At 53.8% G+C, this 13,969-nt stretch carries 7 protein-coding genes and 6 pseudogenes; 9 read left to right on the top strand and 4 right to left on the bottom strand.

From position 1 onward, the window contains the following. Nucleotides 1–41: 41 nt before the first annotated feature. A pseudogene (locus tag C466_RS17640) lies at nucleotides 42–1,145 on the bottom strand (ABC transporter substrate-binding protein); the annotation flags it as partial. Nucleotides 1,146–1,377: 232 nt separating this feature from the next. Here C466_RS17640 and C466_RS15925 point away from each other — a divergent pair. The 3 genes from C466_RS15925 (at nucleotide 1,378) to C466_RS15915 (ending at nucleotide 4,667) form a co-directional block, all read left to right on the top strand. Beyond that, nucleotides 1,378–2,550: a tubulin/FtsZ family protein gene (locus tag C466_RS15925; protein WP_004599641.1), complete on the top strand. Its 1,173-nt coding sequence runs from the start codon at nucleotides 1,378–1,380 to the stop codon at nucleotides 2,548–2,550. An 84-nt stretch (nucleotides 2,551–2,634) separates the two neighbouring features. Further along, the gene (locus C466_RS15920; RefSeq protein ID WP_004598915.1) at nucleotides 2,635–4,041 is read left to right on the top strand and encodes a tubulin/FtsZ family protein; all 1,407 of its coding nucleotides are present in this window, start codon (nucleotides 2,635–2,637) and stop codon (nucleotides 4,039–4,041) included. Then, nucleotides 4,038–4,667 carry a TetR/AcrR family transcriptional regulator gene (locus C466_RS15915; protein WP_004598917.1) on the top strand — a complete coding sequence of 210 codons (630 nt, stop codon included), beginning with the start codon at nucleotides 4,038–4,040 and terminating at the stop codon, nucleotides 4,665–4,667. The genes C466_RS15920 and C466_RS15915 overlap by 4 nt, the downstream gene beginning before the upstream one ends. A gap of 57 nt (nucleotides 4,668–4,724) precedes the next feature. On the opposite strand, the gene C466_RS16510 is transcribed toward C466_RS15915, so the two are convergent. Both C466_RS16510 and C466_RS07135 read right to left on the bottom strand, forming a co-directional pair. Then, nucleotides 4,725–5,516 carry a DUF7260 family protein gene (locus C466_RS16510; protein ID WP_160163050.1) on the bottom strand — a complete coding sequence of 264 codons (792 nt, stop codon included), beginning with the start codon at nucleotides 5,514–5,516 and terminating at the stop codon, nucleotides 4,725–4,727. 226 nt (nucleotides 5,517–5,742) lie between these two features. Beyond that, complete coding sequence (locus C466_RS07135) at nucleotides 5,743–6,855, bottom strand: transposase (protein ID WP_004598919.1); 1,113 nt, start codon at nucleotides 6,853–6,855, stop codon at nucleotides 5,743–5,745. Between the two features lie 172 nt (nucleotides 6,856–7,027). On the opposite strand from C466_RS07135, the gene C466_RS07130 reads away from it, so the two are divergent. Next, a complete protein-coding gene (locus tag C466_RS07130; protein WP_004598920.1) occupies nucleotides 7,028–8,308 on the top strand; it encodes an RNA-guided endonuclease InsQ/TnpB family protein in 1,281 nt (426 codons plus the stop codon). Between the two features lie 1,724 nt (nucleotides 8,309–10,032). Then, nucleotides 10,033–10,623 (top strand): hypothetical protein, encoded by a 591-nt coding sequence (locus C466_RS16505; RefSeq protein ID WP_152418596.1) that lies wholly within the window; start codon nucleotides 10,033–10,035, stop codon nucleotides 10,621–10,623. A gap of 148 nt (nucleotides 10,624–10,771) precedes the next feature. On the opposite strand, the pseudogene C466_RS07120 reads toward C466_RS16505, so the two are convergent. Beyond that, a pseudogene (locus C466_RS07120) lies at nucleotides 10,772–11,233 on the bottom strand (transposase); the annotation flags it as partial. A gap of 44 nt (nucleotides 11,234–11,277) precedes the next feature. On the opposite strand from C466_RS07120, the pseudogene C466_RS15910 reads away from it, so the two are divergent. The 4 pseudogenes from C466_RS15910 to C466_RS17285 form a co-directional block, all read left to right on the top strand. Further along, a pseudogene (locus tag C466_RS15910) lies at nucleotides 11,278–12,026 on the top strand (IS630 family transposase); the annotation flags it as partial. Nucleotides 12,027–12,205: 179 nt separating this feature from the next. Then, nucleotides 12,206–13,119 (top strand): annotated as a pseudogene (locus tag C466_RS15905) (IS5 family transposase). A 32-nt stretch (nucleotides 13,120–13,151) separates the two neighbouring features. Next, nucleotides 13,152–13,511 (top strand): annotated as a pseudogene (locus tag C466_RS15900) (IS630 family transposase); the annotation flags it as partial. A gap of 8 nt (nucleotides 13,512–13,519) precedes the next feature. Beyond that, nucleotides 13,520–13,760 (top strand): annotated as a pseudogene (locus tag C466_RS17285) (IS110 family transposase); the annotation flags it as partial. Nucleotides 13,761–13,969 lie beyond the last annotated feature (209 nt).

Raw genomic sequence — 13,969 nt, 5'->3', positions numbered from 1 at the left:
GTCCCTGTCGCGTCTGTTACAGTAAGCGGGAACCCACATGTATCACTACTATCGGTCGTATCTTCTGTTTTGTCGGCTTGTAGGTCTTCAACAGCAGCTGCGAGCGTTTTTGTTGACTCAATCACGCTCCGGGGCGCCGGCTGGTTTAGATAACTTCTATTCATAACTACATAGTTATCATCAGCGCCAGCAGTTGTGCTGGCGTAGGGTTCTTTCTCAAGAATTGCGCCCTCTGTATCAGTTACAAGTACGACCTCAGGATCTGTTTTAAGGATGACTTCATCAGAAAGTTGTGGATATCCATCTGCTTCTGACGCTGCGACGTTCGTAGTCCCACCAATCTGCATAATCTCGTTGATGAAGGTATTGTCAGCAGCGACATACCCGCCTCCAAGTGGNGCTGCGACGTTCGTAGTCCCACCAATCTGCATAATCTCGTTGATGAAGGTATTGTCAGCAGCGACATACCCGCCTCCAAGTGGATACAGTGTATCGGGACGGTCAAGCTCAGCGGTCTGGCTTTCTACATTCTCTACAGTCTGGTTCATTTCATTATTCACCTCCGTTGCAGCCTCGCAGTTCCCGACAAGACGGCCTGTGCGCTCTGTTTTTGCCGCAATATCATCGGTATCGGTCGCGGCCGGGAAATGGTAGACCGTGAGATTCTGTGCACGAAGATCTGCGACTTGATCAGCTGAGGCGTTCGGTGCTAACACAAGATCGGGATCGGTTGCGACGACTTTTTCGACGCTGACACCGAATTCTGCGGAGACATTCGTTTTGCTGTCAGTCCCGTTCAAGTACCCCGCAAATTCGGTTACACCAACAACNCCAACAACCCGGTCTTGCGCACCGATCTCCCAGAGCGTTTGGGCTGCTGACGGGTTTGTTGTCGTGATCCGATCCGGCTGTTCATCAAGCGTGATTTCTGTCCCTGTCGCATCAGTCACGTTGAGCGGAAACTCACAGGTGTTATTTTCTGCTGTCTGCATCGGTTCCTGACCGCTGTAATCGGCAGACAGACTTTCACTCTCTGAGTGTTCGAACTCTGCTCCTGCCGGGTGTGCTCCAGCGGCGGTTCCTGCGGCTCCAACAACTGCTGTCACCACAATCACCGCCAGTAGAATCACTCGCAAGTTCTTCACAGTTGGCAGCCGGGTTTGTGAAATATAGTTTTTATTATCCCAATCTTGCTTGCGTTGGCATGTTTGTCTTGTATCTAGTCCAACTATCGATAGTCCCGTCTGACGCAGATTAATACGTCCCGAGCCATACGGTCCAGTATTCAATGGCCTGTTCCATAGCCACGTACTCAGGGTTCGATGAGGTCCATCCGCAACCAGCACACTTTCATACGGCTCAACGGAGTACCAATCAATGAAACTTGCAACGATCGGGGTCGGTAACGCAGGCAGCAAGCTTATCGACCAGATGATTGAGTTTGAGTTTGAGACTGGTCGTAACCTGTGCCGTCACGCACTTGTCATCAATACGGCTCGGACAGACCTCGCTAAACCACAACATCTCGATGAAGATCGCCGGGTGTTAATCGGCGACACCCACCAGAAAGCGCGTGGACACGGGGTTGGAGGTGATGCTGAAATTGGTGCTGAGGTTGCGCAAACTGACATTGATGAAATCAGGCGCGTCTTCGACGATGTTGAAATTCACGAGGTTGATGCCGTCTTAGTCGCAGCCGGCCTTGGTGGAGGCACTGGTAGTGGCGCTGCTCCCGTTGTTATCGACGAACTACAGAAGATGTACGATGAGCCAGTGTACGGACTTGGAGTATTACCTGGCACATACGAGGGCGGCCGGCCGGCACTCAACGCTGCCCGCTCGCTTCAGTCATTCGTCAACAAGGTTGACAACTTCATCGCGTTCGACAACGATGCGTGGCGTTCTCGGGGGCAGACTATTGAGCAGGGCTACGAAGAGATGAACGAAGAGCTTGCAACACGCATTGTCACTCTGCTCGCCGCTGGCGAAGTTGATGAGTCGGAGGTGGGTGAGAACGCAATGGATTCGAGTGACATTATGCGAACCCTCGACACTGGTGGTGTCTCTTCGATAGGATACGCATCTACTGATGTTACTCCCGCAAAAGAAGGACTGTTGGCCAATTTCAAAGAGGCTGATGACTCGCAGGGTGAATCAACAGATGCTGCAAAAATCAAAGGCTTGGTGCGTCGTGCGACGAACTCTCGGCTCACCGTTCCATGTGACGTTTCGAGTGCTGACCGTGCGTTGATTGTCTTTGCTGGACCGCCAGATGTGATCTCACGCAAAGGTGTTGAATCTGCCCGTGAATGGCTAGAACAAGAGGCCGACACCGTTGATGTGCTTGCTGGTGATGACCCTCGGCCTGACTCATCAACGCTTGCGGCAGTAGTGTTACTCTCCAATGTGACTGATACACCACGAATTAGTGAGATCCAAGATCAAGCTGTTGACGCACAAAACAAGATCCGAGAACAAGATGCTGTTCGCGAGGAGGAAATACAGTCGTTGATTACCGATGACGACAATGATCTGGACCCTATCGTCTGAGCGGATACGTGGCCGAACGCCCGTCCGACAGATGTATCACCACTCTGTTGGCCGCCACCATCACTCGCATCAGTTGGTGTGTGAATGAAGGTCGCACTTCTCGGCGTTGGTGGTTGTGGCACCCGACTCGTTGATCAGTTTGTCCGAGCTGAACGCCGCACAGGCCGGCCGGTAACCGATGGAAACGTTCTCGCGTTTCATACTGAGTCACAACCACTCTCACAAACAACAGCGCTCAGTACTGACCAGCACGTTCTCCTCGGTGATACACACCCCGCAGTACTTCGACGAGACTCGAACTCACCTGCTACTGACTCCCCAAATTCGTCCCACGATTCCCAACTACAATCAGAGACATCCACAACCACGAGTCAACAAGGTACCTCCAGTAACTCGCGCACGCGTGGATATGATATCAACGAGTATGGTGTCGGTGGCGATCCAGATGTTGGCGCACAAGTCGCCAAAGCGGATCGGCCAGAAATTCGACGGGCACTCGATAAAATCGATGAAACCGAAGTCGCAGCAACGATGGTTGTTGCTGGACTTGGCGGCGGCACTGGTGCTGGTGTCGGTAGTGTGTTGCTTGATGAACTCACCGACATTTATGAAACGGCAGTCTACACACTTGGCGTTCTCCCTGCTGACACAGAGTCAGACCAGCGAGCATTGACTGCTGCCCGTGGCCTTCGAACACTTGTCCCACAGGCCGAGTCGACGTTTCTTGTTGATAATAACACTTGGTGTCATGAGACTGATGCCGTTGCTGACTGTTATCAGTCGATTAATTCAATGACTGTCGATCGGCTATTGAGTGTTTTCGGCGCTGGCGAAGCCAACACCACATTTGAGTCTGAACTTCGGATTGACCCTGCTGATATCTCGCGTACCCTTGCTGTTGGTGGAGTAACGACTGTTGGTCGTGCCACGATTGAAATTAACAGTGAAACCCATGGACTCTTGGCCCGGATTCTTCGGTTGCTTGGTCGGTCCTCCCCATCTGGATCGACTCCTGTCGATGCAGCAAAAATAAAGACACTCATCAGCCGCGCAGTACAATCGAAACTGACGCTGCCATGTGATATCACCTCCGCAGACCGGGTTTTGCTCATCCTTAGTGGGCCCCCAGATACGATCTCTCGGAAAGGGTTTGAGACCGGCCGGTACCTTCTCGAAGACGAAACAGAGACGGTTGAGGTACTTGCTGGCGACGAACCGATCCAAAACACGACAGAGCTCACAGCGACTGTCGTCCTCGCAAATGTGACCTCTGTTCCGCAGATCGACCAACTTCAGCGTCGCGCAGTTGTAACACAAGACTCTGCTGCGACCACTCCAGCGACGACATCGTCCAGTCCAGAACAGACTGAAACAGCTGATAGCGTGCGAACACAGTCTGGTAAGTCGCAACCGGATGGTGACTCACACTCTGTTGAGTTCGACTTTGATGAGGTTGATACTGCCTCTGAGACGACAGAATCAACCGAATGACGACACGCGATCAATCGGATTCGAACTGGAGCGCCGCAGAAGAAGACATCATGGAAGCAACATACTCAGCATTGCTCAAACATGGCTACGCTGACCTCTCTATTGCTCGTATCGGTGATGAGTTTGAGCGATCAAAAGCCTCGATATACCATTACTATGACTCGAAAGACGACTTGCTTGTCACGCTGCTTGAATTTACTGTTGACCAGTTTGAATCATCTCTTAACACTGAGGCAAGCCAGAACCCGGCCCAAGATCTCAAACAGCTGATCGACAAGCTCCTCTCTCCGCACCCACTTGAGGATAGCCACCAGTTCCAAGCGGTGCTTGTTGGCTTCCGATCGCAGGCTCTCACGAACACTCGTATCCGCGCTCAGTTCACCCAGGTTGATGAGTATTTGGCGACCACTATTCAAGAACTCATTGACCGTGGTATTGCTGAAGATGTTTTTCATGATGTCAACGCCTCACAGGTTGCCGAATATATTCTCGCAACGATTAACGGTGTTATGTACAGCCGTCTCACAACAGACCGAGGCGACGCTATCGCGGCGGCGCACACATCGCTCATTTCGTATCTTGACTCAGAACTTATCGCAGAGCGAGGCGGAAACCACCCCGTTTAGCCCTGTCTCTGACGGAGAATCGAGGAGAAAGCCTCGCGCTTTAGCTCGGGGAGGATGTCAACCAAGCTTCGTTCTGATCTGTTCGATATCGGTTCGGATGGCTGTTCCAAGATCTCCAATCGCTGATAGCACTGGATACTGTGGCGCATCACTTTCCGCATACAGATACTCACAAAACATCAACTGTTCACCAGACGTGCTCTCAGTTGGTGGCTCAGCGATCGGCGGATCCCGGAGATCAGCTTGTCGTTGCTTGGCAATTTCATCCAGTTCCGTTTCAAGTTCTTGAAGCGCACACCAGATGTCGAATGCCGCTTCACCACGACGTGTCTGGACGGTGTCAAGATGTTCCCGGAGGTTGTGCTGCCGAGTCTCGATAGTAGTCAGTTCTGTTTGGTAATGTGTGAGTAGATCTATCTCATCAGTAATTGCATCTACAAGATCTTCGCGTGCGTCAATTGCATTTTGACTTCGATCAACAATCGCTTGCTGGACCGCTGGAATGAGGACCTTGTTTGTTGCTAATGATGTTACAATGTCTTCTCCGAGTTCAGCAGCAAGATTTTCAGCAAGTGTCTCTTCGTTTTCAATACTGTAATGCGGAACGGACCGTACTGTCTGCTCATACGTAGAGAGGACATACTTGAGCGTCGCATCACCTGGGTTTGAGGGTGCGTCCATTGCTCGTGACCGGTCACCCATATTTGTCTGTGAATCGTTTGGTGAATCGATTGTCACCGGATCAACTCGTCGTATTCGCGTCTGGAATTGTTGAAATGCGTCTCGCTCCGCAACAACGCACTCTCGTTCAGCTCGACACGCTTCAACCGCTGTCTGGAGTTCATCCATTACGGAAAATCGAGGAGAAAGCCTCGCGCTTTACAGTAGTTGCCGAATCAAATCTTGCTACGTACTAACCACGCCGTTGCGTTCGCGCATTTCACGATCGTCGCGGATTTCACTGTGACAGATTCAGTGAGAGAGCGAGGGAACGCCGCGCCAGCGGCGTTCCCGAGCGATGCCTCTCTGCGATAAGGCGTACTCACCGGTTATCCCGGTCAGATCCGAAGTGGACTCAACCGTAGTCTGTCGAGAGAACGAATCTGCGGAAGATCCGTGTTGAGATCAGCGGTGTCTCTGGAACTGTTTCAGCTGAAGCTAACACGTTGGCTAACACCCACAGATTGTACAACGACACCGCGAACAAAAAGTAGAACAATCGCACCGAGAACGTCGGTGACGACGTTCTCGGGAGAAAATCGCCGAGCTGTCGATATGACGTTTCGATCCCCCAGCGGCGGCGTTCCGCCGCCGCGTACGCCTTCGCTGTCGACGAATTGACGTCCAAACTCGTCACGAACCAGACGTGCTCGTCTTCGCTTGCACGGTGCGGAACCGCGAAGACTGTGACATCTACCGACGCCGTTGGTTTGCGCTTTCGCTGCATCGTATACTCGTCTGCGACCGTCTCAGCGCCGGCGCTGAGACGGTCTTTCATTCCACTGCTCGGCCGCGCACGCACGATATAATCAACATCCTGCTGTTCTAACTCTGTAACGACGTGGACTTGGTAGAATCCACGGTCGAGGTAGACGTGTCGAATTGAGACATACTGTTTGGCTGTTTCGAGCAAGGAGCGAACGGCTTCGCGCTTGGCGCGAAAGCCGTTCGCGTCCATCGGTACCACCGCAAGCGTAAATCGCGTGCGAGGAGCGACAATACACAGTGTTGCGAAGCAAAACGCTTTGTTCGTTCCGAGATCTGGATACGTGGTTAGGACGTGGTCAGTGTCGGCAGAGCCGTAGAAGCGCCACTCGTGGATATCGATGGCAACATCGACAAACGTGGGAAGTCGGCGCTGAGACCGGAGGACTTCGAACAGTCGATCTCGGACGCCATCGAACTGGTCGGTTATGGCGTCTGGTGAGAGATTACGCAAGTGATACAGCAGCGATTTAGCGAGCGAATTTCGCGCCGTAGCGGTGATATCGACGTACTCGTCACGATCAAGTTGGAGCGTTTTCCCACCCGTATTTGCGAACTCCTGATCAAAAGCAATCCGAGAGAGGATTTCTTGGAAATCCTCTCTCGTGTACTTCCCACACGGTTTCACGCCGAATTCGAGTTCGGGAAACAGTACCGTCGACGCAGCACGGCAAACCTGTTTCGCCTCAGCTGTCTGGACCATCTGGTGACCAACACAGCCCAGCGTGAAGAGCCTCAGTCAGGTTCGGCAACTACTGTTTAGCGCGGGGATGAATCCGACATTACCTTCGCAGTCCACCGTTCGATGACACGGCTGGATATTCTACGCTACTCCAATCAAAGTTTTCAACTTAGTTCATCTACATAGGTTACGTATGGCGAAACAGGTCGTTACTCGCACCTACACTGCGTCCATACGGAACCAGTCTCGGGTGCAAGATGACCTTGATTCGCTCGGGTTCGCTGCCTCGAAGCTCTGGAACGTCGGACGGTGGACGTGCAGTCGGATCTGGGATGAAATTGATCACATCCCGAACCACAACGAACTCACCACGTACCTCAAAACGCACGAACGCTATGATGACCTGCATTCGCAGTCAAGTCAGCGAGTCCTTCAAGAACTCACTGAGGCGTTCAACGGTTGGTACGGTAAACGACGCAGCGGAGATACGAGAGCGAACCCGCCCGGCTACCGCAAACACGGCGACGAACACCCGCGTTCGACGGTGACGTTCAAAGCTGCTGGCTTCAAACTCGACACCCAGTACAACCGCGTTCGACTCTCAAAGGGGTCGAACCTCAAGGAGTATTGGTCGGACTTCATCCTCTGCGAATACCAGACTCGCCCCGACGTTGATCTCTCCATCGTCGAGAACGTCCAACAGGTTCGGACAGTTTGGACGGGTGAGAAGTGGGAACTACACTTTGTCTGTAAGGTTGAAATCGACGTGGCTGAAGCCCCTGGTGAGAAGACGGTGGGCGTTGATCTCGGGATCAACAACTTCGCCGCGCTCGCCTATGAAGACGGGCACAGCGAGCTGTATCCGCTGAACTGTCTGAAACAAGACGACTACTACTTCAGCAAGCGGATTGCCCGGTGTGATGACTCGAACTCCGAGCAGGCCACCCGGCTGAACCAGAAGAAGTCGGCTCGTCGCACCCACTATTTCCATACGCTTTCGAAAAACATTGTTGAACGGTGTGTTGAGGAAGGCGTTGGAACGATTGTAGTGGGAGATCTCTCTGGGATTCGCGAAGACGATGACACTGACGAGTCGAAAAACTGGGGAAAACACGGTAACCTCGACTTGCACTCGTGGGCATTCGACCGGTTCACCGACCTCCTCGAATACAAGGCGGAGATGGAAGGTATTGTCGTCGAGGAAGTCTCCGAGGAGGACACGTCGAAGTCGTGTTCTTGCTGTGGTCGCAAACGTGACGCGAACCGTGTTGAACGCGGGTTGTACGTCTGTGATGAGTGCGGTACAGTGGCGAACGCTGACGTGAACGGAGCCGAGAATATCCGACAAAAAGTATCTCCGAGTTCACCGACTCTCTCGGTGAATAGGAGTAACGGCTGGTTGGCACAGCCATCGACGTTCCTGTTTGACAAGGAAACTGGTGCATTCGCACCTCAAGAACGGGCCACGTCGTAAACCACAATATTCCAACCCAGCGGCACGGTGCCGTGGGAATCCTCGCGCTTCAGCGCGGGGAGGATGTCAAGAGCAACAGTACTGCTCCAATGCTCGCGATTATCCCAACCACATGTGGTGACGCAAGCAGTTCTACCCCACAATACCACACGTTGACACACGCTTCGGGCTGGTCAGCAATGGGTAGGGGGAGTCTCATGATTTCCTGTACGATCAGTGTTGAACAGTTGTAGACGCTTTTACCCTGATCGCCTCCATGTCAGCCGCTGTCTGTGAGTCCACTACCGACACTCGGAGTCGCCCGTCGGAACTCGCCCACCGTGCCACGTCTGGCACCGTGTTGTTTTCGTCATCGATTGGGTTCACTGGCCTATGTCTCACAATGGTTATAGTTCTACCTGTGTGATTTAAGTCCTAGCCTTCCTGATATAGCGACATGCAACGAACGCGCCGTAACGTTCTCGTTGGTCTCGGCGCTGCTTCGAGCTTAGCTGGCTGTTTAAGCGTAGATGGAGTGAGATATCCAGATGAAATAGAATCGACGGACGGCTCAAATACTACGACAGAGCCTGGCACCGATCAGCCCTCTACTGACAATTCAACGGACGACAACGGAGGGTTGACTGGCCCACGGAAACCCATAGCTGAGACGACTCAGGCAGTTGTTTCTGATCTGATCTGGTTTGCTGTCTCGTACCAACAGGCAATCAAGTCGTACAAAAGCGCTATTGACGATGTGCTTGACACTGTAGCCGGGATTCGTGACACTATCCACCAGCCAAAGATGCCGACAGTAACCATGGTTGATCGGCTCGAAACTGCGGGATACAACGCTGCCGACCACGCCACGGAAGCGCTTGAACCCCATTTTTCTCCTGCTGACCTACTCCGGTCACGGACTGAGAAACATCTCCCAGCACTGAATCGTGCGGCCCGTCGGAACGACGCTGACCGATTTGTCGAGGAACTCGATCGGATGCGCCTCTCGTTTTTCCAAATTCAGACGTCGGCGTATATTGGGGGGCGCTTCTCACGGGCGCCAATTCACAACCGGTTGCTTGACCGGCTTGTTCCATGCGCCGTCGATGATGTTCTCGTAGAACTGGCGATTCCGACTCGTCGCACGTTTACAACGCTCGCGTATGAACCGTATGCGGATGAGAGTGAAAAATACTCTCCCACGTTCACTGCAGATCCGCTTCCGGCGACTCGTCGAGACAGCCTCCGGAATCGGTTAGGGCCGGTCGTCCAACCGTCAGGCCGTACTGACGAATTATTCTTCACATTCGCATCTCGTCCGGATCCTGTTGAACGCCGCCGCAACGCGTTTCGTGGCCCGCCCGGCGATCTAGACGGTACCCCACTACACGTTCAACACTACGACGATCGCGCGACTGCGCGCGAGCAAATTACAACTATGCTTGAGGCCGGGACCACCGAAGGGACTACCACAATTACCCCGGAGGGAACGTCGTCCACAGATTCAGTTGAGTGGTACCGCTACTATCACCACGAGGCAGGGAGCGATCGGACTAATCTTGATGACTTTCCGGGCGTTCAGTACGGATATCTGCTTCAGGCTGGTGCGTTCGTTTTTGCTACTGGCTTTTCTGGCGATGCGTGGGAAGAACGACCTCGCTGGCAGGGCCACCTTACTGACAGTTGGGTGCTTCAGGCTGACCCATGTGGTTAGGGTTTAATTTGGGTGCCATCAAATACCACGTATGACACAACCTTACCCTCGGCGGCAGCTCCTCGTTGCTGTTGGGTCTTTGTCCCTTGCTGGCTGCCTTGTTGAGAGTGAGACATCCTCGGCTGATGCGTCTGAGGAGTCGTCTCAGTCGCGTACAAACGATTCATCACATCCCCAAAGAAGGACGTCTACTGGGTCTCAATCAGCGGATTCTAGACCGCCGAATAACGCATCATCAGGTATCACAACTTCGCTTGATGCTGCCGGTATCGCTGTTAAGACAATTCGTATTGACCGTATCGTCGAATCGCTATATCAGTCACAGATTATTGCTGACATCGTCATCTCCAATGTCGGACCAGCACAGTATGGAACACTTGAGTTGCGTGCCGATGCCTACTATGAGCCGCCGGACGATGACCGGACGTATCATCCACCACGTGTTACTGATCGCACTGCTGTTGGACGGAGCTATATTGAGCGGACGTACGATTCGTTTGATTCGGGAACGCGCACCCTCAACGGTGTCATCATTCAGTACGACGCTGACGACGCGAATGGATCGACAGACCCTGCTGAGTTTGACATTGAAATCGCTGTCCGATGGGCTGAACCGCTTTGATATCCTCCTCTGTGTGAACGCGGAGGAATCCTGAGCGGTGGGAGTTTCAGGTTCGCAACCATGAGTCCGATTTCTGCTTCGGGAACCCGTTAAACCCATCACGAAACGGTGGCTGACTGGCGGTGCCAAACCGCCGTTACTCCGATCCTCAGCTTTGAACGTTAGTGTCCGCTGTTGAGTGAACGAAGAGGTGATCAATCTCTTCCATCAGGTCGTCGACGCTACGATCATCGTTGTCTCGAACCCACGAGAGAAGGTTGTAAACGGCTTCTTTCAGCGAGTGTTCGAGGTTCGCTCGAAGCGATGACGCTTTCGAGCGAACCGTCCCTAAGGCGCTCGATTCGGGATCAAGACGGATGAGACTGTAGGCAGCCATCAGAAGGTGCCAGTCGGCACTGGCACCTTCGTCGGTCTGTATCTCGCAGTCTCCCAAGCCGAGATCCTTCTTCGAGTCCTCGAAGAACGTTTCGATGCGCCACCGTATCCCGTAGGAGCGAATAATGTGCTCGGTCGGTGCGTCGATCTTGTTCGTGACGAGGTACTTGACTGGGTTCTCTTCGTCTTCTTCGTCGGTCTCTTTCTCAGCGAGCACCAGCTTCACGTCTCCCAATGGTGCCTAGTGAAAGTTATGAAGGTAGAGTCTGATGAGGGGGTATGTCTGGGGATCGCCGCAAAGAGATCGTCCGTCACCTCAGTGAGGACGATCTCGATCGACTCCTCGCGGAGTCTACGGATGAAAAACTCACTGAGCGGTTGATCTTCGTTAAACGGCTCTACAAGGGAGCAACCTTGGAGGACGCTGCCGACGATGTCGGCAGGTCCTCCGCGACAGGAACACGCTGGGCTCGCCGATGGAACAAGGGCGGTCTTGGACTTCTAATGCCGAACTTCGGGGGCGGCAGGCCCCGAAGCTCGGCGAAGAACAACAGCAACGCCTCTTGGAACTGCTCCGGGAGGGCCAACCGTGGAAGAAACAAGAGATACAACACCTCATCAACGAGGAGTTCGACGTTGAATTTCATCCAGCTCATCTCACTACGTTCCTCGAAAAGCTCGGCCTCTCCTACGCAATTCCGCGGACCAAGTGCCCATCACGGCCAGAGAATGCCGGAGAAGTCCTCGTCGAACGCGTCGCCGACGCGTTCGACGAGGGAGCTGATGAGCCGCACAACAAACGCGATGGAGACAATGAGGAAGGCTGGGTCGTCGACGAAGAGATCCGTACGGACGGTGGAAGTGTGCTTGGATTTCTCGACACATCGCATCCACAACCGTGGGACAACTCACAGCGACTCTACACCGTCGACGACCCTCACATCACCCGACCGCTGGTGAAGTTAGACGAACCAGCAGTCGGGTTCTATGTACTCTCCGGTGAGAGCGTGGTCCAGTTTCCAAGTAATCTGCTCTGTTGAATCCGCAGAAGGCGGCGTGATTGCGTCGCTCTGAAGGCGGAAGCGAAGCGGAAGAGCCGAATGTGTCCAAACTCCTCTTCCGCTTCGTTAAGCAAGCCGCGTCGCTGGCTCAAAAGCGCTGTGCCGCCAGTCCAACGGCGGTGAGTGATCCGACTGGCNAGCCGAATGTGTCCAAACTCCTCTTCCGCTTCGTTAAGCAAGCCGCGTCGCTGGCTCAAAAGCGCTGTGCCGCCAGTCCAACGGCGGTGAGTGATCCGACTGGCCACGGATTTCTCGGCTGGAAGCATGTGACGCTCCACTTTTTGCGGGTTCACATGGACGCGACGTACCGCGAGATTGTGGATTGGGCGAGTGAGATGGATCGCGTTCGTGGTCTGTTACAGCTCGCTCGAACGGCATTTCCCGCACCCTCAACGCTGTATCGGTCGTTTGAGAGGGTGCCCATGTCGATATGGCGTGGGTTCCTTCGTGAGTCCGCGAACATCTGCGATCCGGGCTCGCACGGTGCCATCGATGCCACGTTCTTCGACCGCGAAACGGCATCGAGACACTACCAACATCGCTCGGATCGCCACATACGCACGCTCAAAACGACGGCGCTCGTCGATACAGATTCGTGTGCCATCCTCGATATTCACTGCTCGGCACACTGGCCGCACGACACCCAAACTGGCCGTCAAGTCGCTCTTCGGAACACCGACAAAATCGAGAGTCTCGCCGGCGACAAAGGCTATGACGACCAATCTCTCCGGGACGCCCTCCGTTCAGAGGGCGTCCGGCCGTTGCTGCGTCACCGGCTGTTCGCTGCGTACGNTATGACGACCAATCTCTCCGGGACGCCCTCCGTTCAGAGGGCGTCCGGCCGTTGCTGCGTCACCGGCTGTTCGCTGCGTACGATCACGCCCACAACGCACGGTTGGACAGCGAGCTATACGGCCAGCGGTGGATGGCCGAGACCGCATTTTCGGCCATCAAGCGTCGGTTCGGCCCCGCTGTCCACCCTCGCGCTTGGTACCGCAAGTTCCGCGAACTCATGTTGACCGCCGCAGTCTACAACCTCGAACAAGCTCTCAAACAGTGATTCCCGCGCCGTCATCGGATTCAACAAAGCAAAGTAATCAGGAGAAGGAACGAATCTGCGAGTGTCTCGAAGGAATCCGCGAGCAGAATCCGAGTCAACGGATTCTGCTCGTCTTGAATAACTTCTCTTCTCACGTGTGCGAGTACACGCGTAAGCGAGCCCATCAACTCGGAATTGACCTCGTGTTTTTGCCCGTTGGTTCACCGGATCTCAATCCAATCGAGCAGATCTGGAAGAGTCTGAAATGGGAAGCGTCACCGTTGATTGTGGAGAGCGCGGCAGAGTACCGCGCTCTCCTTACCGAACTCTTTGAGAGGCTCACAGCTCAGCTTAGTTTTGCGGCCTCTTGGATCGACAATCATCTCAACGACTATCTTCAAAATTTACGCTAGGTACTACCGACTCGCGGACGGAAGGATCGTTCTCGAAGCGCAGAAGTGGAGACTAACGCTGGATCCTCGTTCAGCGCGTTCAAATGGCGGTTCTCCGGTGTAACGATCTGTATCTTGGGTATATTACTTATGGTTAAAAAGTGGAAGAATTATCAGATAGCGATCGTCGCAACGGCGCTAAAACTGCTCGTGTCGACTTTCTACATGCTGGAGCGTGAGGAGGTGTACGATCCACCGGGGGTGAGTGCCCGAGGGCCGCAGAGTTGGCGGCCCTCATCGGCCGGTGGCGGTTGTGAGTCACAGCTAATGCGTTCACGTTCTGACCGCCTGCCGGCTGGTTCCTGTGCCGTGACTGTCCCTGCTTGTAATTTCAGTACATCACAAAGCCGGTTAGTTGAGACGTCTGCTTGCAGAAGGTGTGTCTAAAACCCAGCAAGCAGACGATGAAATCCACGAAG

Origin of the sequence: Halorubrum distributum JCM 10118 (assembly GCF_000337335.1) — an archaeon.
Classification (GTDB): Archaea; Halobacteriota; Halobacteria; order Halobacteriales; family Haloferacaceae; genus Halorubrum; species Halorubrum distributum.
The sequence above is the reverse complement of the archived record's forward strand: the minus strand, read 5'-3'. Positions and strand labels throughout refer to the sequence as shown.